Annotated in this window: 16 protein-coding genes; 5 read left to right on the forward strand and 11 right to left on the reverse strand. The window is 74.7% G+C overall.

Features of this window, described 5'->3' with window-relative positions; all coding sequences use genetic code 11:
• Positions 1 to 165: 165 nt before the first annotated feature.
• Complete coding sequence (locus tag ACFVUY_RS04520; RefSeq protein WP_387727284.1) at positions 166 to 954, forward strand: SDR family NAD(P)-dependent oxidoreductase; 789 nt, start codon at positions 166 to 168, stop codon at positions 952 to 954.
• Here the strand turns inward: ACFVUY_RS04520 and ACFVUY_RS04525 are convergent.
• Positions 908 to 1819 (reverse strand): NAD(P)-dependent oxidoreductase, encoded by a 912-nt coding sequence (locus ACFVUY_RS04525; protein WP_387694464.1) that lies wholly within the window; start codon positions 1817 to 1819, stop codon positions 908 to 910. The two genes, ACFVUY_RS04520 and ACFVUY_RS04525, sit on opposite strands and share 47 nt — an antisense overlap.
• Positions 1820 to 1974: 155 nt before the next feature.
• On the opposite strand from ACFVUY_RS04525, the gene ACFVUY_RS04530 reads away from it, so the two are divergent.
• Positions 1975 to 2511: a MerR family transcriptional regulator gene (locus ACFVUY_RS04530; RefSeq protein WP_387727286.1), complete on the forward strand. Its 537-nt coding sequence runs from the start codon at positions 1975 to 1977 to the stop codon at positions 2509 to 2511.
• 4 nt (positions 2512 to 2515) lie between these two features.
• The gene (locus tag ACFVUY_RS04535) at positions 2516 to 3289 is read left to right on the forward strand and encodes a GNAT family N-acetyltransferase (RefSeq protein ID WP_387694466.1); all 774 of its coding nucleotides are present in this window, start codon (positions 2516 to 2518) and stop codon (positions 3287 to 3289) included.
• Positions 3290 to 3662: 373 nt separating this feature from the next.
• Here ACFVUY_RS04535 and ACFVUY_RS04540 read toward each other — a convergent pair whose 3' ends face one another.
• From ACFVUY_RS04540 to ACFVUY_RS04570, 7 genes are all read right to left on the reverse strand, one after another.
• Complete coding sequence (locus ACFVUY_RS04540) at positions 3663 to 4109, reverse strand: hypothetical protein (protein WP_387727288.1); 447 nt, start codon at positions 4107 to 4109, stop codon at positions 3663 to 3665.
• Positions 4110 to 4113: 4 nt separating this feature from the next.
• Positions 4114 to 5373, reverse strand: coding sequence for an amidase domain-containing protein (locus ACFVUY_RS04545; RefSeq protein ID WP_387727785.1), 1260 nt, complete (start codon positions 5371 to 5373; stop codon positions 4114 to 4116).
• 2 nt (positions 5374 to 5375) lie between these two features.
• Positions 5376 to 5708, reverse strand: a complete 333-nt coding sequence (locus ACFVUY_RS04550) for a type VII secretion target (RefSeq protein ID WP_387727290.1) — start codon at positions 5706 to 5708, stop codon at positions 5376 to 5378.
• A gap of 154 nt (positions 5709 to 5862) precedes the next feature.
• A complete protein-coding gene (locus tag ACFVUY_RS04555) occupies positions 5863 to 6561 on the reverse strand; it encodes an ATP-binding cassette domain-containing protein (RefSeq protein ID WP_387727292.1) in 699 nt (232 codons plus the stop codon).
• Between the two features lie 31 nt (positions 6562 to 6592).
• Positions 6593 to 7396 (reverse strand): ABC transporter ATP-binding protein, encoded by an 804-nt coding sequence (locus ACFVUY_RS04560; protein ID WP_387727294.1) that lies wholly within the window; start codon positions 7394 to 7396, stop codon positions 6593 to 6595.
• 752 nt (positions 7397 to 8148) lie between these two features.
• Entirely contained in the window at positions 8149 to 10212 is a 2064-nt protein-coding gene (locus tag ACFVUY_RS04565) for an ABC transporter permease (protein WP_387727296.1), read from the reverse strand.
• Between the two features lie 6 nt (positions 10213 to 10218).
• Entirely contained in the window at positions 10219 to 10905 is a 687-nt protein-coding gene (locus ACFVUY_RS04570) for a hypothetical protein (RefSeq protein WP_387727297.1), read from the reverse strand.
• Between the two features lie 108 nt (positions 10906 to 11013).
• On the opposite strand from ACFVUY_RS04570, the gene ACFVUY_RS04575 reads away from it, so the two are divergent.
• Both ACFVUY_RS04575 and ACFVUY_RS04580 read left to right on the forward strand, forming a co-directional pair.
• Positions 11014 to 11601, forward strand: a complete 588-nt coding sequence (locus ACFVUY_RS04575) for a hypothetical protein (RefSeq protein WP_387727299.1) — start codon at positions 11014 to 11016, stop codon at positions 11599 to 11601.
• A 4-nt stretch (positions 11602 to 11605) separates the two neighbouring features.
• Positions 11606 to 13111 carry an ABC transporter substrate-binding protein gene (locus tag ACFVUY_RS04580; protein WP_387727301.1) on the forward strand — a complete coding sequence of 502 codons (1506 nt, stop codon included), beginning with the start codon at positions 11606 to 11608 and terminating at the stop codon, positions 13109 to 13111.
• Positions 13112 to 13289: 178 nt separating this feature from the next.
• Here ACFVUY_RS04580 and ACFVUY_RS04585 read toward each other — a convergent pair whose 3' ends face one another.
• The 3 genes from ACFVUY_RS04585 to ACFVUY_RS04595 form a co-directional block, all read right to left on the reverse strand.
• Positions 13290 to 14450 (reverse strand): PP2C family protein-serine/threonine phosphatase, encoded by a 1161-nt coding sequence (locus ACFVUY_RS04585; protein WP_387694519.1) that lies wholly within the window; start codon positions 14448 to 14450, stop codon positions 13290 to 13292.
• 190 nt (positions 14451 to 14640) lie between these two features.
• On the reverse strand, positions 14641 to 15063 hold the full coding sequence (locus tag ACFVUY_RS04590; RefSeq protein ID WP_359904334.1) for a MarR family transcriptional regulator: 423 nt from the start codon (positions 15061 to 15063) through the stop codon (positions 14641 to 14643).
• 87 nt (positions 15064 to 15150) lie between these two features.
• A complete protein-coding gene (locus ACFVUY_RS04595; protein WP_387727303.1) occupies positions 15151 to 16500 on the reverse strand; it encodes a M48 family metalloprotease in 1350 nt (449 codons plus the stop codon).
• Between the last annotated feature and the right edge of the window lie 48 nt (positions 16501 to 16548).

The following is a 16548-nucleotide window of genomic DNA, read 5'->3' on the forward strand; positions in this document are numbered from 1 at the left end:
CGCGCTCCCTTCATGTCCCCTTCGCGGTCCCTTCGCGCCGCTTCGCGTCGTCCTGGGAGCGCTCCGGGACCGCTCCGTGACCGCTTTTGCGCCGCCGACCGTCCGGATCCGGCGTACCGGTAGAAGAGCCCCGGCTCCCGCCCGTCGGCTGGATAGAGTCCCGCCATGGTGACTGTGAACGCGGAGAGCCCTGCGGGCGGGCGGCTGGCCGGCCGCTCCTGTGTGGTGACGGGTGCGGCCAACGGCATCGGGAGGGCGGTCGCCGAACGCTTCGCCCGGGAGGGCGCGTCGGTGGTCGCCACCGATGTGGACGCGGCCGGGCTGGACCAACTGGCCGAACGGTTCCCCGGCGCCGTCAGCACGGTGGTCGGTGACGTGGCCCGGGACGAGGACGCCCGCCGGATGGTGGCCGCCGCCGTCGAGCGGCACGGGCGACTGGACGTCCTGGTGGCCAACGCCGGGATCATCCCCCTGATGGAGATCACCGAGGCCACCGCCGAGGAGTGGGACCACGTGATGGCGGTGGACGGCCGCGGCATGTTCCTCACCTGCAAGTACGCGATCGAGGCGATGACCGCCCAGGACCGGCCCGGCGGCTCGATCGTCTGCCTGTCCTCCATCTCCGGCGAGGCCGGTCAGCGCGGCCAGGCGGTGTACGGGCCCGCCAAGTTCGTCGCCTCCGGCCTCACCAAACACCTCGCCGTGGAATGGGCCGACCGCGGCATCCGGGTCAACGCCGTCGCCCCCGGCACCATCACCACCGCGCGCGTCGCCCGGCTGTACGACGAGCCCGGTGGCCCGGAGTACCTCGGGGCGATCGAGAAGCGGCACCCGATGGGGCGGCTCGGGGACCCGGCCGAGGTCGCGGCGGCCGTCCTCTTCCTCGCCTCCGACGACGCGTCCTTCGTCACCGGGGTCGTGCTGCCGGTGGACGGCGGGTACCTGGCGCAGTAGGGCCGCCGCCGGACGGCCGGTCCCTGGCGAGCAGCTCGACCAGGACGGACACTCCGTCCGCCCCGTGCCCGGCGCCGACCGCCGTCCGGGTGAGGGCGAGCGCCGCGTCCAGCACCGAGGTGTCCAGGCCGCGCGCCCGGGCGGTGTGCGCGACGTGCGCCAGACCGGCCTCGGCGGAGGCGAGACTGCTGCGGTCGCCCGGATGCCTGCGCTCGTCCGCGCGCTGCGCGTAGCCGTCGATCAGCGGCGGCAGCAGGCGCGGCAGGCCCTGGGCGTACGGGGCGAGTTCGACGCCGCCGATGCCCTCGGCACGGGCCAGCGCCAGGGCGTGCAGGTAGCCGTGCACGGTGGTCCAGAACAGGTCGAGCAGGGCGGCGTCGAAGGCGCTCGCCCGCCCCGGGTCCGCGCCCACGTGGCGTACGGTGCCGCCCAGTGCCCGCAGCGCCGCCTCGTGGGCGGCGAAGGCCTCGGCGTCGCCGCTCAGCAGGACAGTGCCCTCCGGGCGGCCGACGGTCGGGGTGGGGGTGAGGACCGCGGCGTCCAGGAGGCGGAAGCCCCGGGCCTCGGCGTCGGCGGCGTTCGCCCGCGCGTCGTCCGGGGAGACCGAGGTGGCGTTGACGACGGTCCGGCCGCGCAGCGCCGTTCCGGCCGCCTCGAGCACGCTACGGGCGGCCGGCTGGTCGCGGACGCAGAGCAGCGCGAGCGGGGCGTCCGCCACCGCCTCGGCGGCGCTCGCGGCCGACCGCGCGCCGAGGTCGAGCGGCTCGGCGTCCCGGCCCGGCGTGCGGTTCCACACGGTGACCGGATGCCCGGCGGCCCGCAGCGCCCCGGTGAGCGCCCGGCCCATCGGGCCCAGGCCAAGCACGGCAACAGCTGTTCGGGCAGGGGTGGTTGAGGAAGTTCGTTCGTTCGGCACGGCGGCTACGCTAGAGCTTCACGCCGACGGCAGAGTCAAGGCGCAGAGGCACGGTGGAACGTCGCGGCGGACGGCGCGGACGCTCCGCCGAGGAGGTGTCCGCGATGCGGATCGGAGAACTCGCCCGGCGCGCCGGCGTCACCCCGCGCGCCCTGCGCTACTACGAGGAACAGGGGCTGCTCGCCCCCGAGCGCCGCCCCAGCGGCTACCGCGAGTACGACGAGCGGGACGTGGACACCGTCCGGGGCATCCGCACCCTCCTCGCGGCCGGGCTCAACAGCACCGTGATCGCCGAAATCCTCCACGGCCTGCCGCTTCCCGGGCGGCGCCCGCCCGGCCCGACCTGCCCCGAGTTGCTCGCCGGCCTGGCCCGGGAGCGCGCCAGGATCACCCGGCAGATGGACGAACTCGACCGGGCCCGGGGCCTGTTGGACGCCATCATGGGTGCTCGGGCGCCGGGCGAGGCGATCCGGTCCGGCCGGATCGGGGCGGCGGAGCGGACACCGGGCGCGGATGCTTCGCCCTCGGATGAGTCCCCAGCGGGTGCGTCTCCCGCGGGTGCGACCGCCGCCGGGGACCGTCGCCCGCGTTCGGCGGTACGGAAACTCGATGGCGCGCGCTCCCGGCTCGTGCTGGAGTGAGCGGATGGATCATGACGAGGTGCTCGCCCTGTTCGACGACCGGCTCCGGCGCAACGCGTCGCCCGACCCCGGCTGTCGCGTCGAACGCGACGGTGCGGTGATCCGGCAGGTGGGCTCGGAGCACAGCTGGAACGGTGTGGTCTGGTCCGGCCTGGACGAGGCCGGCGCGGACGCGGCGATCGCCGCGCAGGTGCGCCACTTCGCCGGACTGGGCCTGGAGTTCGAGTGGAAGGCCTACTCCCACGACCGCCCCGCCGACCTCGGCGCCAGGCTGCTGGCGGCCGGCTTCACCCCGGAGCCGGACGAGGCACTGATGCTCGCCCGGATCGCGGACCTGCCCACCGACGCGGCCCTGCCCGAGGGCGTCCGGCTGCTCCCGGTGACCGACCCGGCGGGGGTGGACCTGCTGATGGAGGCCAACGAACAGGCCTTCGGCTCCGAGAACCCCGGGCTGCGCGCGCGGTTGCTCGACCACCTGCGGCACGGCAGCTCGACCGTCAGCATGGTCGTCGCGATGGCCGGCGACCGCCCGGTCAGCGGCGCCCGGATGGAGCTGGTCCCGGGCACCGGGTTCGCCGGCCTCTGGGGCGGCGGCACCGCACCGGACTGGCGCGGCCGGGGCATCTACCGGGCCCTCATCGCCCACCGGGCCCGGCTCGCGGCCGAACTCGGCTACCAGTACCTCCAGGTCGACGCGAGCGACCAGAGCCGGCCCATCCTCCAGCGCCTCGGCTTCGCCTGGGTGAGCACGACGACCCCTTACGTGCACCAGCCGTAGGCCCCGCCGAGGGCGGCCGAGGGGGCGGGAGCCGAGGGGGCCGGGAGTCGAGGGGGCCGGGGCCGGAGGGGCCGGGACCTGGGAAACTGGGCCGATCGGCAGGGGAGCACGGGGGTGCCGCTGCTCAGGATGTGCCGTTCGGTACATGCGGGGGAGGTCATCGTTGGGGCACCACGAGCGGGGACCGTCCGGGTCCCCGGGGAGGAGCCTCGGCGTGTTCGACCTCTACCACCCGCGCGTCCTCGGCACGACGGCCGTCGTGCCCGCCGCCCTCGGCGGCTTCGCTCTCAGCTTCGGTCTCGGGCTCGGCCTCGGTCTCCGGCTCGGTCTCGGGTTCGGGTTCGGCCTCGTGCGCCGGGTCACCCGGCGGCGATCAGGCCGGGAGCCGTGTCCGGGGCACCGCGGCCGGATCGACCGCGTCCGTGAGCGGGCCGTGCCCGAAGCAGCTGCTCCGCTGGGCCCCGGTGTCGTGCACGGCGGTCTGCACCAGGGCGTACTGGAACGGCACCCCGATCACCGCCAGCGGCAGCAGTACGCACAGCAGGGCGTGCCCCGGGCCGATCCGGAACGTCCTGCGGCGCACGGCGGTGACGAGCTGCCAGCCGCCCCAGCACACCGAGACGACGGCCAGCCCCAACCCCGCCCAGGCGAGCGGCAGTACGGGCGCCGGGGCGCCGGGGCTGTCCTGGCAGCGGCTCACGAGCCCGTGGATGTCGCCGTCCGCGACCAGCGTCGGCACGCCGCACGCCCACCCGAGGCAGGCGAGCAGCAGCGGGCCGCCCGCCCGGAGCCACCGCGGGGAGCGCTGTTCTTCACTCATACGCCTAGTACCAGTCCGGATTCACGCGGACGAAGTGCAGCTTCTGGTGCCCGCGCTGCTCCTGGAAGCTGTCGATCCGGCCGCCCATGCTCGCGTTCTGCTGGCCGCCGCTGTGCTGGGTGTAGCGGATGTCCCCGTCCGGGGTCACCGCCGTCACCACCGCGGTGTGGTGGACGACGCCCTTCTTGTCCTGGGAGTCCTGGTCGGAGTCCTCCTCGTAGTAGACGATGTCCCCGGGCTTCACTTCGCCCGGCGGGACCTCCTGACCGCCGTGGCGCAGCATGAAGTCGTGCATGTTCTGCGCCCCGGCCCAGCTCTTCGAATAGTCGAGCCGCTGGTCGAGCCAGTCGCCGCCCGCGTCGTCGCTGCGTCCCCAGGTGTCGTCCCCGCGCCAGCCCCACCACTGGTCCCACTTGGCGTGCACGCCGCCCTGGCGCAGCGCCTCGGAGGCGAAGTTGGTGCAGTTGTCGTCGAAGACGTCGATGGTGGTGTCGTTCCAGTGCTCCAGCGCCCACTGCACCGTCTTCACCCGGTCGTACTTGGCGTTGGGCCCGCCGCGCAGGCCCACCTTCACGTCGTCGGGGATGCCCGGGAGGTTGGCGAGGGTCACGGGGTCGGAGAGCATCAGCTGCTTGTGCTGGTTGTCGGTCAGCGCCTTCCACCAGTCGGCGACCAGCCGGGGGTCCTGCCCGCTGGGGATGCCCCCGGTGTACATGGACAGTTCGGTCTGCGAGGCTTCGCGCTGGAGCTGGTCCAGCGCCTTGCGCGGGTCGGTCTCGCAGGTCGCGGCGGCGAGCTTGCGCAGTTCGGCGGAGGCCAGCTTGTCGGCCTGGGCGGCCTCGCGCAGCGCCTCCTGGAGCATCGCGTCCACCTCCTGGACGGCGTTGTCGTTAGAGGCCGCCGCGCCGCCGCTGCCCTGGACGGTGGCGGTGGTCTCGTCGACGGTGAGGCCGTACTGCTGGGCCATGTCCAGGGCGGAGTTCAGGGTGAGCTTGGCCCGGGTGATGCCGGCGCTCAGCCCGTCGAGGATCATGACGACGCCGCGCATGATGTCCGCGCCGGCCTCCAGGATCTGGGCCTGCTCCTGGAGCTTGCGGCCGGCGGCCTCGCCGACCTTGTCCTTCCAGTTCTCCTTGAGCGGGTCGACGCCGTTGGCATGGATGTCGTTGACGGCCTGCCACGCCTGTTTGGACAGGGCGAGCCAGGAGCCGGCGGCGGCATCGACGTCGATGCTGTTGGCGGCCTTGAGCGCCGCGATGGTCATCGTCACGGCTGCTGCCCCGGTTCCGTGCCCCCGAGGTCACCGAGTGCGGCGTCGAGGCGGCGGGCGTACTCCTGGTCGGCCTGGTCGTAGGACTGCGCCGACTCGTGCAACTGTGAGGAGTACAGATGGAGTTGATCGACGACCGACTTCACGTGGGCCTGCCAGGCGTCGGCGCAGTCCTTCAGCGCCGGACCGGATTCCCAGGCCGACATCGCGTCGGCGGCCGTGTGGTTGTTGTCGAGCCAGTGCCCGACGGGGCCGAAGGTCTTGGCGGCCTCCGTGAGGCCGTTCGCCGACTGTCGCAACGCATGTGTCTGGACGTGGATGTGGTTCACGGTCAGGTCCCCCTACCCGGCTATGTCGATCCCGATCGACATGGGTGCGGCCATCGTAACGACCGGTTTGGAAGGGAAAGGTCATCCGAAAGTCATGAGAAAGTAATTCAACAGGGCTGGTCGCCTTGCTTCCTGTCGGATAGTGGGCAGTCGGTCACCGGCGCGGAAACCGGGCCTCGTCCGGACCGGGCGGGAGGAGGCCGCCCGGGAGGATCTCCCCGGGCTCGCCGGAGAACACCACCTCGCCCCGGTGCAGTACGTGCACCACCGCGGCCCCGGCCAGGGTGTGCGGCAGCGACTGCGCGGCGAGCACGACCGTACGGCCGTCGGCGGCGCCGGCCAGCAGGTGGGCGTGCAGCCGCGCGGCGACGGCCGGGGCCAGGCCGCGCTCCGGCTCGTCCAGCAGGAGCAGAGCGGGCCGAGCCGCCAAGGCCCGCCCGACAGCGACGAGTTGCTGTTCGCCACCCGACAGGACGCCGGCCCGGCGGCCCAGCAGAGCGATCAGCTCCGGGAACAGCTCCAGCACCTCGGCGCGCCCCGGCCCGCCCAGGAGCAGGTTCTCGGCCACGGTCAGCGAACCGAACACCCCGCGAACGGCCGGGACCACGGCCAGACCCCGCCGCACCCGCTGGTACACCGACAGCCCGCCGATGTCCCGGCCCCGCCAGAGCGCCCGCCCGCCGGCCAGCGGCACCACCCCGGCCAGGGCGTGCAGTGCGCTGGTCCGCCCGGCCCCGTTGCGGCCGAGCAGGACCGTGACGGCGGCGGACGGGAAGTCCAGGTCGACACCGTGCAGCGCCTCCAGCGGGCCGTAGCGGACCCGGGCGGCACGAAGGGCGGCTTCGACGGGCATCAACCCACCTCGGAGGTCGGGCGGTTCGGCATCATGTGGCGGCTCCCCACGCCCGGGTGACCCGGGGATCGGCCAGGACGGCCGCGGCCGGTCCGGCGGCGACCACCCGGCCCTGCGCCATGGCGTAGACGGCATCGGCGAGTTCGGCGACCAGTTCGGCGTCGTGCTCGACCAGCAGCAGCGCCATGCCGCGCTCGGCGAGGCCGCGCAGGACGGACACCAGGCGGGCCGTCTGCGCGGCGTCGAGGCCCGCCGCCGGTTCGTCCAGCAGCAGCACCCGGGGCTCGCCCGCCAACGCCCGTGCCAGCTCCACCAGGCGCAACACCCCCGTGGGCTGCCAACCGGCCGGTTCGGCGGCGATCTCCTGCAAGCCGAACAACCGCAGCGCGCTAGCCGAACGCTCGGTGGCCGTCCGGGCGTCCACCCGTCGGGCGTACTGCTCGGCGCCCACTCGGACGTTGTCGGCCACCGAGAGGGTCGGAAAGACGGCGATCTGCTGGAAGGTTCGCCCGAGCCCCAGCCGCACCCGCCGGTGCGCGGGAAGCCCGGTGACGTCCCGCCCGCCGAGCAGCACCCGTCCGCCGTCGGGCCGCACCGTCCCGGCCAGACAGTCGAACAACGTGCTCTTCCCCGCCCCGTTGGGCCCGATCAACGCGGTGATCCGCCCCGCCCGCGCCACCAGGTCCACCCCGCCCACCGCCTCGATCCCCCCGTACCGCCGCACGATGCCCCGCGCGGTGAGTCGGGCGGTGAGTCGGGCGGTGGGGGGAGTGGCGCTCATGGTCGTGCCCCGTGCGCTGCGGAGCGGCCTGCCGTTGGGGGGCGGGGTGGTCATGGCAGTTCCTCCGGTGCGGTGATCTGCGCCGTGCGCGTTCGCGTTCGCGTTGCACTTGCGGATGACGATGCGCCCGTGCGGCCGGCCCCCTGCCCGCGATCGGCCCGTGCGCTGCACTGTCCGTTGCGGTGAGCAGCGGGTGAGCAGCGGGTGAGCGGAGAACCGCGGGACCGCCCTCGCTGCGGTGCCCATCGCTCGCATCCGCTGGACACCGCCCGGCCCGTGAGTCCCGTGAGTTCCGCGAGTCACGGGTCGCTCGTGGCTGTGACTCGCAGGTGGCTTCGCCGGGTGGCTCTGACGGCCCTGCGGTACCGCCTGACGGGTTGGACGCAGTCGGGTTGGGCGCAGGGGGGACCTGGCGATCACGGCCGTCCCGCCTCGCGCGGTGATCCGCCGTGGGGTCGGCGGCAACCACATGGGGCTGAGTGGGCCCGCCGCAGCTCGCCGCCGCCGCGCCGCTGTTCCGGAGCGTGCGTGCCCTGGCCCGTCGGGCACTGCCTGCCGTGGTCCGACGGCGACAGCCGTCCCTTCCTTCTGCGGGCCCTGCGACAACAGCTGTCCGTGGCCGAGGGGCTTGCCGGTCCTCGCCGTCCCGGTGTGCTGTGCGGGAGCCGTCCCGGCCGGCCGTGCGCCCGCCCGCCGAACTGCCCATCTGCCACCCGGCCCGGCGGCTCGGTGGTCCTCCTCGCGGCCGGGGCCCCCGAAGGTTCCGCCGGGTCGCCCGACGGCCTGCGTGGTGGGGGAGTCGGGGGTCATCGTCGTCCGTCCCGTGCGATGAGGGCCCGTAGTCGGCGGCCGGTCGGGGTGAGGCAGGACGCGGGGAGAGGGGCCGTCGGGGGCGGGCGGCGGCCGGGGAGGGGGAGGGCGGCGAGTCCGCCGGGGAGGCGGCCGATCGTGGCGGCGAGGACGCCGACGGCGACGGCGGAGACTCCGGCGACGGTGCCGGCGTCGAGGCCGATCAGGAGGGCGGCGGCGAGGACGGCGGCGAGGGCGCTGTCGGCGCCGGCGACCATGACGGCGGCGAACCAGAGGAGGCCGCGCACCGGGTCGAAGGCGGTGGGGTCGAAGGCGCGTCCGGCGAGACCCATCAGTCCGCCGCCGAGAGCCGCCAGCGCGGCGCCCGCGACGAAGGCGAGGAGCTTGAGGCCAGGGACGTCCACGCCGGCCGCGACCGCGCCCGGTTCGTGGTCCCGCATGGCGGTCAGTGCCCGGCCGAGGCGGCCCCGGTGCAGGGTGCGGACGGTGAGCAGGCCGAGGCCGAGGAGGAGGAGCTCGGCGAGGTAGAAGACGCGGTCCCCGGCCAGGAAGGCGGGGCGGTCGAGCACGAGCCCGGTGGTGGCGTACGGCTGCTCGAAGACGAACCGGCTCATCGCCGTCCCCACCGCGAAGGTGACCAGGGCGAGGGCGAGTCCGCGTCGGCGGATCGCGGGCCACCCGACGAGCAGCCCGAGCGGGGCGGTGACGAGGACGGCGAGCAGCAGCGCCGGCACGGCGGGCAGGGGCGGAAGGCCGGGGACCCGGCCGGACATCAGCAGTGCGGTGCCGAGGGCGCCGAGGCCCGCGTAGCCGGCCTGGCCGAGCGAGATCTGCCCGCCGTAGCCGGTGACCACGACGATGGACAGCAGGACGAGCGCGAGCGCGGGCACGAGCAGGGCGTTGCGCAGGTCATTGCCCCGGAAGCCGAGCGGCAGCAGGAGCAGCACCAGGCAGACGGCGCCCGCCAGCCGTCCACCGCCTCCGCCACTGCCCCTGCCCCTGTTACTGCCACGGCCTCCGTCACGGGCCCCGCCCGCGCCCGCGCCCCCGCCCGCGTTCTTCGTACGGTGAGCGGCCGGCGGCGCCGTCCCGGCTCCGGTCCGTTCGCCGGTGATGCCCGGTCCGGCGAGCAGGGCGGTGGCGAGCAGCGCGATCACGAACAGGTTGGATTGCATGGCCTGGACCAGCGGCAGCAGCTGTCCGGACGGCCGCAGCCGGGTGAGCTCGGCCTGGGCGATGCCGAGCCCGAGCCCGGTGGCGATCGCGACCGGGATGCTGCGCAGCCGGGCGGCGACCGCGACGGCCATGGTCTCCATCACCAGCAGCGGCAGCCCGTACGGGTCGAGCAGCAGGTACGGCGCGAGGGCGATGCCGACCAGCCCGGCGGTGAAGGTGCCGAAGGCCCAGCCGGCGGCGGAGACCCGGTCGGCGTCGACCCCGGTGAGGGCGGCGAGGCGGCGGTCGTCGACGACGGCGCGCAGCCGGAGGCCGAGGCCGGTCCATCGGGTGGCGGCGAGCACGGCGAGGCCGAGGACGAGGATGGCGGCGAGCTGGGCGACGGTGTCCGGCCGCAGGCTGTGCCCGCCGGGAAGCCGGATCGGGGCGCCGCCGAGCGCGGAGGGCGCGCCGGCCAGTGGCGCCGGGCCCCACAACAGGACGGCCAGGCCGATGAGCAGCACGAACACGCCGATCCCGGCCACCATGGTCTCGGCCGGGCCGGCGCCGCGCCGCTGCAGCGGGCGGTAGACCAGGAGGTCGAGCAGTACCCCGAGTGCGGGGGCCACGACCAGCAGGCAGCAGGCGACGGCGGGCCAGACCGGCCAGTGCCGCACCACGACGAGGTCGCGCAGCAGGTAGGCGATGGCCATGGCCTGGGCGCCCTGAGCGATGTTGAGCACGCCGGTGGCGCGGTGGCAGACGACCAGGCCGATGCCGCTGAGCGCGGCGGCGGCGCCGACGGTGAGTCCGGCGAGGGCGAGGTCGACGGTGAGGTCGAACGAGCCGGAGGAGTAGGCGAGGGCGGTGACGGTGGTGACGGCGTCGAGGGGCGACGGGCTCATGGGCGGTCAGCCGTCCGGCGGGGCGGATTCGCCCGGACGGGTGGGGCCCGGCCCGGCGGCGGACGGCGAGCAGAGCGGGCAGGGCGTCAGGCCCCGGGCCCGGACGGCGTTCGCGTCCACCGGTGCGGCCAGGTCCTTGCCGGTGACCAGCGGGCAGTCCGGCCGGTGGTAGCGGGTGCCCTCGGGGACGGCCAGCCACCGGGCGTCATCGGTGACATCGGCCTCGCCGGCCTCGTTGGCCTGCCCCGAACGGTCGGCCTGTCCGGAACGGTCGGCCGGGTCCGGTGGAGCGGGCCCGGCGTCCGGTTCGACCAGCAGGTCGTACAGCCGCTCCACCCGTCGGTCGGTCAGATCCGTGCGCTCCGGCGGGGACGGCGGTCGCAGTGCGACCAGGAGGGTCCCGGACACGATCAGTGCCGCGCCGGGGATGGTGGACGAGGCCAGGTAGGGGACCTGCTGCTCGACGAAGCGCTCACCGGAGGTCCCGTACCAGCCGAGCACGCACAGCACGGCGCCGGCCGCGGCGAGCAGCCAGCCCGCCCACTCCCGGGCGGTCCGCAGCGGCCGAGTCCGACGGAACCCGTCCCGGAGGAACCCGTGCCGGACGGCGCGCAGCGGGCGGCCGCCGCGCCGGACGGGCGAACCCTCCGGGGCGTTACGGGTGATTTCTCCGTCGGATTGTGATTCATCCATGGATCCGCCTTCATGGTGTCACTTGAGACGTTTCCAGGATCGGCCTGGAACAGCATCCGGGACACGGAGAGCGGGGCCCGGGCGGCGCAGTCGAGAGGGAAGACCACCATGCACGTGACGCGAAGCGGCACCCCCGAGGACGGCGGCCGGGCCCGGCGGGCGGCGAGCGTCCTGCTCGTCCTGCTGCTCGCGGGTACGGCGGCGGCGTGCGGCAGCGACGGCACGTCCGGCTCCGCGGCCACCTCCCCGGCGGCGACGGGTGCCACCGTCACGGCGACCGCCACCGAGTCCGCCCCCGCGACGGCCACCGCCACCGGCACGGCCCCCGCCGACCCGGCCGCCGCGAAGGGGGAGATCACCACCAACTGGGAGAAGTTCTTCGACCCCGACACCCCGATCGCCGACAAGGCCCAGCTGCTCCAGGGCGGCGACGAACTGCTCCCGGCGCTCCAGGGCTTCGCCCAGGACCCGAGGGTCGGCCAGGTGCAGGCGAAGGTCGCCGACGTCGCGTTCACCGACGCGAGCGACGCGACCGTCACCTATGCGCTCTCGCTGCAGGGCAACGTGGTGGAGCCGAGCGCGACCGGCCAGTCCGTCCTCGACAACGGCACCTGGAAGGTGTCCCGCTCGACCCTGTGCGGTCTGCTCGTCCAGGCCGGCGGGCCCACGGCCACCCCGATCCCCGGCTGCAGCTGACCGGATGCGGCCGACCGCCCCGCCGCGCCGCCGGGCCGACGACGCGCTCCCGCGCCGGTGGCCCGGCCATGTCCCGGGGACGGTCCGCCCGGACCGTTCCCGCGGCGCCCTCACTGGCCGCTTCGCGGTCCTCCTGCTGCCCCTCGCCGCGCTGCTCGTCGCCCTGCTCGCGGCGCTGCTCACCGGCTGCGGCACCCGGCTGCCGGCCGAGGCCTTCACGACCCGCCCGACCCTCGCGTCCCCTGCCGGAGCCACCGGAGCCACCGGAGCCACCGGCGCGGCCGGGAGCGGCAACCCCGCCTCCGACACCGGCGTCACCGCCACGGAGATCAGGATCGGGCTGGTCACCTCGCTCACCAGCCCGGTCGGCAGCGAGGTGTTCAGCGGTCCGCGCTACGGCGCCCAGGCCTTCTTCCAGGCCCTCAACGACCGCGGCGGCCTGCACGGGCGCACCGTCCGGCTGGTGACCTGCGACGACGGCGGCAGCGGGGTCGGCAACCAGGACTGCGTGCACCGGCTGATCGACCGGGAACACGTCTTCGCCTTCGTCAGCGGCAGCGTCCTCGACTACGCGGGCGCCCCGTATGTGAGCGGCAAGGCGGTACCGGACGTCGGCGGCCAGCCGATCGGCACGGAGTACGACCGCTGGCCGCACCTCTACGGGATCTACGGCAGCGCCGCCCCGCGCGACGGGCGGTCGGTCGGCTGGAACGGCACGCTCTACCAGAGCACCGAGGTCTTCCGGTTCTTCAAACAGCGACTGGGCGCGACCAGCGCCGCCGTGGTCGCCTACAACCAGGCCGACTCGACACGTTACGCCGGACAGCTGAAGGCCGGGCTGGAGGCCGAGGGGTACCGGGTGCTGCTCCAGACGGTGGACTTCGCGCTGCCGAACTTCCAGGCGGTGGCCGCGGCGGTGCACGCCGACGGCTCGCAGCTGCTGTTCGACGCGATGGACTCCCGGGGCAACGCGGCGCTGTGCCGGGCGCTGGACGAGGCCGGGGTGACGGTGGCGGCGAAGGTCACCAACGTGCAGAACTGGTCGGAGACGGTGCGCACCGACTACGCCTCCTCGCCGGACTGCCGCAACGCGCTGTGGGCGACCTCGTCGAGCCTGAACTACGAGGACGAGCAGTACCCGGCGGTCCACGACTTCCGGACCGCGATGGCCCGCTACCACCCGGACCGGGCCGCCCTGCTGTCCGCCTGGGAGCTGGAGGGCTGGGCGGGCGCGCAGTGGCTGACCGACGCGCTGGACTCCTGCGGCGCCGCGCCGACGCGCTCCTGCGTCGAGGCGTTCATGAACCGCGCCGAGCCCTACGACGCGCACGGCTTGATTCTGCCCGCCTCCTTCGTCCCACAGCCGCCTCCCACTGGGCCGACGCGGGCGTGCCTGAACGCCGCTCGTTGGCAGGACTCGGCCCAGGGCGGGCAGGGCGGCTGGGTCACCCAGGTGCCGTCGATGACCGCGAACTGCTTCGACGTGCCGCAGTTGCCGTACAAGCCGTAGCGCAGGGTCCGATCGACAGCCGACAGCCGACAGCCGACAGCCGACAGCCGGCAGCCGACGGACTTCAGCTGACAGCTTTCAGGGAACAGCTTTCGGATGACGGATAACAGATGACAGATTTCGAAATCTGTCATCTGTTATCCGTCATCCGTTACTTGTCGTGGTCGGTCGCCCGCCCTCACGGCAGCCGCTCGACCACCACCATGGCCGCGTCGTCGTCCAGCCTGCCGCCGACGTGCGCGAGCAGATCGCGGCGCAGGCTCTGGAGCAGGGCGGTGGGGCGCTCGGAGTGCCAGGCGGTGACACGTTCGGTGAGCGGGTAGAAACGCCGCTGGGCGTCGCGGGCCTCGATCACGCCGTCGGTGTAGATGAGCAGCCGGTCGCCGGGCCGGAACGGGAAGGTCTCCGCCTCGTACCGCGCCGGCGCGAGTTCGCCGAGGCCCAGCGGCGGGGAGGGGTGGTGCGCGGCGAGGGTGGTGATGCCGCCGGCCCGCAGCAGCAGTGGGGGCGGGTGGCCGCAGTCGATCAGGCGGACCGGGGAACCGTCGTCGGGGATGTCGAGCAGGACGGCGGTGATGAAGGATTCTCCGGCTTCGCCGCTCTCCTCGGGGGGCTCCTCGGGCGAGGGGAGGGGCAGGGCGGACAACGCTTGCAGGCCCTGCCGCTCACGCCGGTCGCGGCGGTCCCGTCGGGACTGTTCGGCGAGTTGGGCGAGGTCCCAGCTGACGCTGCCGTCCAGGTAGGCCGCCAGATCGGGCAGTTCGGCGTGCAGGTGGGCGGCGGCGCGGAAGGCGCCGAGCAGCAGGGCCGCGTCGCCGAGCGAGGACAGTCCCTTGCCGCGGACGTCGCCGACCAGCAGCCGGGTGCCGGTGGCGGTGCGGGCGGCCGCGTACAGGTCGCCGCCGACCTGTGCCTCGGCCTCGGCGGCCAGGTAGACGGAGGCCAGGTGCAGCGGTCCGATCCGTTCCGGCAGCGGGCGCAGCAGCACCCGCTGAGCGGCCTCGGACACCGAGCGCACCCGGGCCAGCTCGCGCTCGTGCCGCTCTCGCAGCACCCGCAGGCCGACGATCAGCACCGAGACGATCAGCTGCGCGCTCAGCTGGGTCTCGATGTTCGCGCTGGTCAGGCTGTCGCGGACGGCGCCGATGACGGTCAGCGCGGCGAACGCGAGTGCGGCGACCGCGGCGGTGGCCCGGGGTCCGGCGAAGGAGGCGGTGAGGGCGGGGGCGACGATCAGCAGCGGGCCGAGGTGGATGTCCGGCGGGGAGAGGATGTCGACCACGGCGATCAGCACGATCAGCGCGAGGGTGAGCGCCGTCAGCACCCGGCGGTCGGGCAGCCAGGCGCGGCGGCGGTCGGGGGGATGCGTCGCGTTCGAGCGGTGCGGCGCATCGGGACGCTGCCGGAGGGGCACTCCTCCTCTGTACACCGTGGAGGCGGCGGAGCGCACCCGGAAGGGCTCGGCCGGCCCCTTCGGCCGGCCCCTTCGACCGGCCCCTCCGGCCGGTGTTCCGGGTGACTCCCCCAGGTCAGCCCTCCTGGCCGTACCGGGCCAGGTAGTCGGCGAAGCGGGCGACGTCCTCGTCGGACCAGTCGGTGAAGCGCGCGGTGAAGGAGAGCCGGCGCTGCTCGTTGGCGTCCCGCAGCAGGGTGAGGCCGGCCTCGGTGGCGCGCAGGATCTGGCCGCGCTGGTCGTCCGGATCGGTCTCGCGGGCCAGCAGGCCGAGCTTCTCCAGGGCGGTGACCTGGCGGCTGACGGTGGACTTGTCGAGCATGAAGTGCGCGGCCACGTCGGCGGCCCGGCAGCCGCCGCGCTCGGTGATCAGGTCGAGGATGCTGTAGGTGACCAGGGAGAGGTCGGGGTGCAGCTGGGAGGCCTTGTGCCGGGCGCGGCGGGCGAAGGCGGTCAGCTCGCGCTGGATGGTCTCGATGGACGACTGGCGGCCGGGCACGGCGTTCCTATCTCCTCGATATTTGTTGCACTATACAACGGATTTGCCCGGGATCGCACGCTGCTCCGGTGCTCGCCGCTCCGGCGCTCATCGCCCTGCCGCCCGCCGCCCCGCTGCCCGCCGCCCCGGCGCTCGCTGCTCCGGTGCGGCCCGCCAGGCGCGGGCGGCGGCGATCCGCCTGGTCGCACTCGGGTGAGTGGCGAACAGTAGCTCAAGCACCCTCGGCGGGTCGACATCCGAGACGTTCGCCACGGCCAGTCTGCGCTGCATGGCCACGAACTGCTCGACGTCCCCGGTCAGTTCGAGTGCGTGCCGGTCCGCCCTGGCCTCGATCCGGCGGCTCACCGCGCACTGCAGTGGCCCCGACAGCGCGCCCAGCAGCGCCGCGAGCGCCGCCAGCAGCGGCAGCGCCCGGGGGTCCGCCGCGTCCGTTGCCCCGGCCGCGTCCAGCAGCGGCGGCCACGTGGCGAGCAGGCCGAGGACGGCCACCGCGACGGCCGCGCCGACCGCGCCCAGTGCGGTGCCGACCGGCACGTCCCGGTGCTTGACGTGGCCCAGCTCGTGCGCGACCACCAGCTCCACCTCGCGCGGCTCCGCGGTGGTCAGCAGCGTGTCGTACGCGACGATCCGGCGGGTCGCCCCGAACCCGGAGACGTACGCGTTGAGCGCGGTGGTGCGACGGGAGGCGTCCGCGACCAGGACGTCCCGCACCCGGACGTCGTCCCGCTCGGCCAGTGCGAGCAGCGCGGTGCGCAGCTCCCCGGGGGGCATCGGGGAGAAGCGGTTGAACACCGGCTCGATCAGCAGCGGATGGAGGAAGGAGAGCGCGGCCGTCAGCAGCGCCGCCACGCCCGCCGCCGGCAGCCACCAGCGCTGCGGCGACCAGGCGGTCAGCGCGAACAGGCCCAGCGCGAGCGGGAGGACGAGGACGAGGGTGAGCGCGAGGCCGCGTACGGCGTCCAGCGCCCAGCCGGCCCAGCCCTGGGTCACCAGCCCGTACCGGGCCCGGACGGTCCGCGCCCCGGCGCCGAACGGCAGTTGCAGCGCCTGGCCGAGCACCACCAGGGCCGCCGCGCCGGCCAGTACCCCGGCCGTCCGGGAGCCGCCGAACCACCCGCCGACGGCGGTCACCAGGGCGGCACCGGCCGGGGTGAGGCCGAGCAGCAGGGTCAGCGCCAGGCCCGCCAGCCGTCCGCCCAGTGCCCACGGCAGCTGGGCGCGGCGCAGCGCGCGGCCCCGGGCGCGCTCGACGGGGGTGAAGTCCGGTGCGGGGGCTTCGCCGGGCGGGGCGCACTGGGAGGTCGCGGTCCCGGACGCCTCGGTCCCGGAGGGCATGGCCCCGGAGGCCACGGCCTCGGGGATCGCGGCCTCGGGGTTCGGGGGTTCGGCGGCCGGGGGTTCGGGGGCCGGGGGTTCGGGGGCCGGGGTGGTGTCCATGGCGGGGTGCGGCTCTTCCGGTCGGGTCGCGGGAGGGGCGGTACGGCG

Origin of the sequence: Kitasatospora sp. NPDC058063 (genome assembly GCF_042885395.1) — a bacterium.
Lineage (GTDB): Bacteria > Actinomycetota > Actinomycetes > Streptomycetales > Streptomycetaceae > Kitasatospora > Kitasatospora lactacystinica.

What these genes read in the sequence shown, in the direction of transcription:
- ACFVUY_RS04520 (WP_387727284.1), top strand. Translation starts at nt 166, where the DNA reads ATGGTGACTGTGAACGCGGAGAGCCCTGCGGGCGGGCGGCTGGCCGGC.
- ACFVUY_RS04530 (WP_387727286.1), top strand. Translation starts at nt 1,975, where the DNA reads ATGCGGATCGGAGAACTCGCCCGGCGCGCCGGCGTCACCCCGCGCGCC.
- ACFVUY_RS04535 (WP_387694466.1), top strand. Translation starts at nt 2,516, where the DNA reads ATGGATCATGACGAGGTGCTCGCCCTGTTCGACGACCGGCTCCGGCGC.
- ACFVUY_RS04540 (WP_387727288.1), bottom strand. Translation starts at nt 4,109, where the DNA reads ATGAGTGAAGAACAGCGCTCCCCGCGGTGGCTCCGGGCGGGCGGCCCG.
- ACFVUY_RS04545 (WP_387727785.1), bottom strand. Translation starts at nt 5,373, where the DNA reads ATGACCATCGCGGCGCTCAAGGCCGCCAACAGCATCGACGTCGATGCC.
- ACFVUY_RS04555 (WP_387727292.1), bottom strand. Translation starts at nt 6,561, where the DNA reads ATGCCCGTCGAAGCCGCCCTTCGTGCCGCCCGGGTCCGCTACGGCCCG.
- ACFVUY_RS04560 (WP_387727294.1), bottom strand. Translation starts at nt 7,396, where the DNA reads ATGACCACCCCGCCCCCCAACGGCAGGCCGCTCCGCAGCGCACGGGGC.
- ACFVUY_RS04565 (WP_387727296.1), bottom strand. Translation starts at nt 10,212, where the DNA reads ATGAGCCCGTCGCCCCTCGACGCCGTCACCACCGTCACCGCCCTCGCC.
- ACFVUY_RS04570 (WP_387727297.1), bottom strand. Translation starts at nt 10,905, where the DNA reads ATGGATGAATCACAATCCGACGGAGAAATCACCCGTAACGCCCCGGAG.
- ACFVUY_RS04575 (WP_387727299.1), top strand. Translation starts at nt 11,014, where the DNA reads ATGCACGTGACGCGAAGCGGCACCCCCGAGGACGGCGGCCGGGCCCGG.
- ACFVUY_RS04580 (WP_387727301.1), top strand. Translation starts at nt 11,606, where the DNA reads ATGCGGCCGACCGCCCCGCCGCGCCGCCGGGCCGACGACGCGCTCCCG.
- ACFVUY_RS04595 (WP_387727303.1), bottom strand. Translation starts at nt 16,500, where the DNA reads ATGGACACCACCCCGGCCCCCGAACCCCCGGCCCCCGAACCCCCGGCC.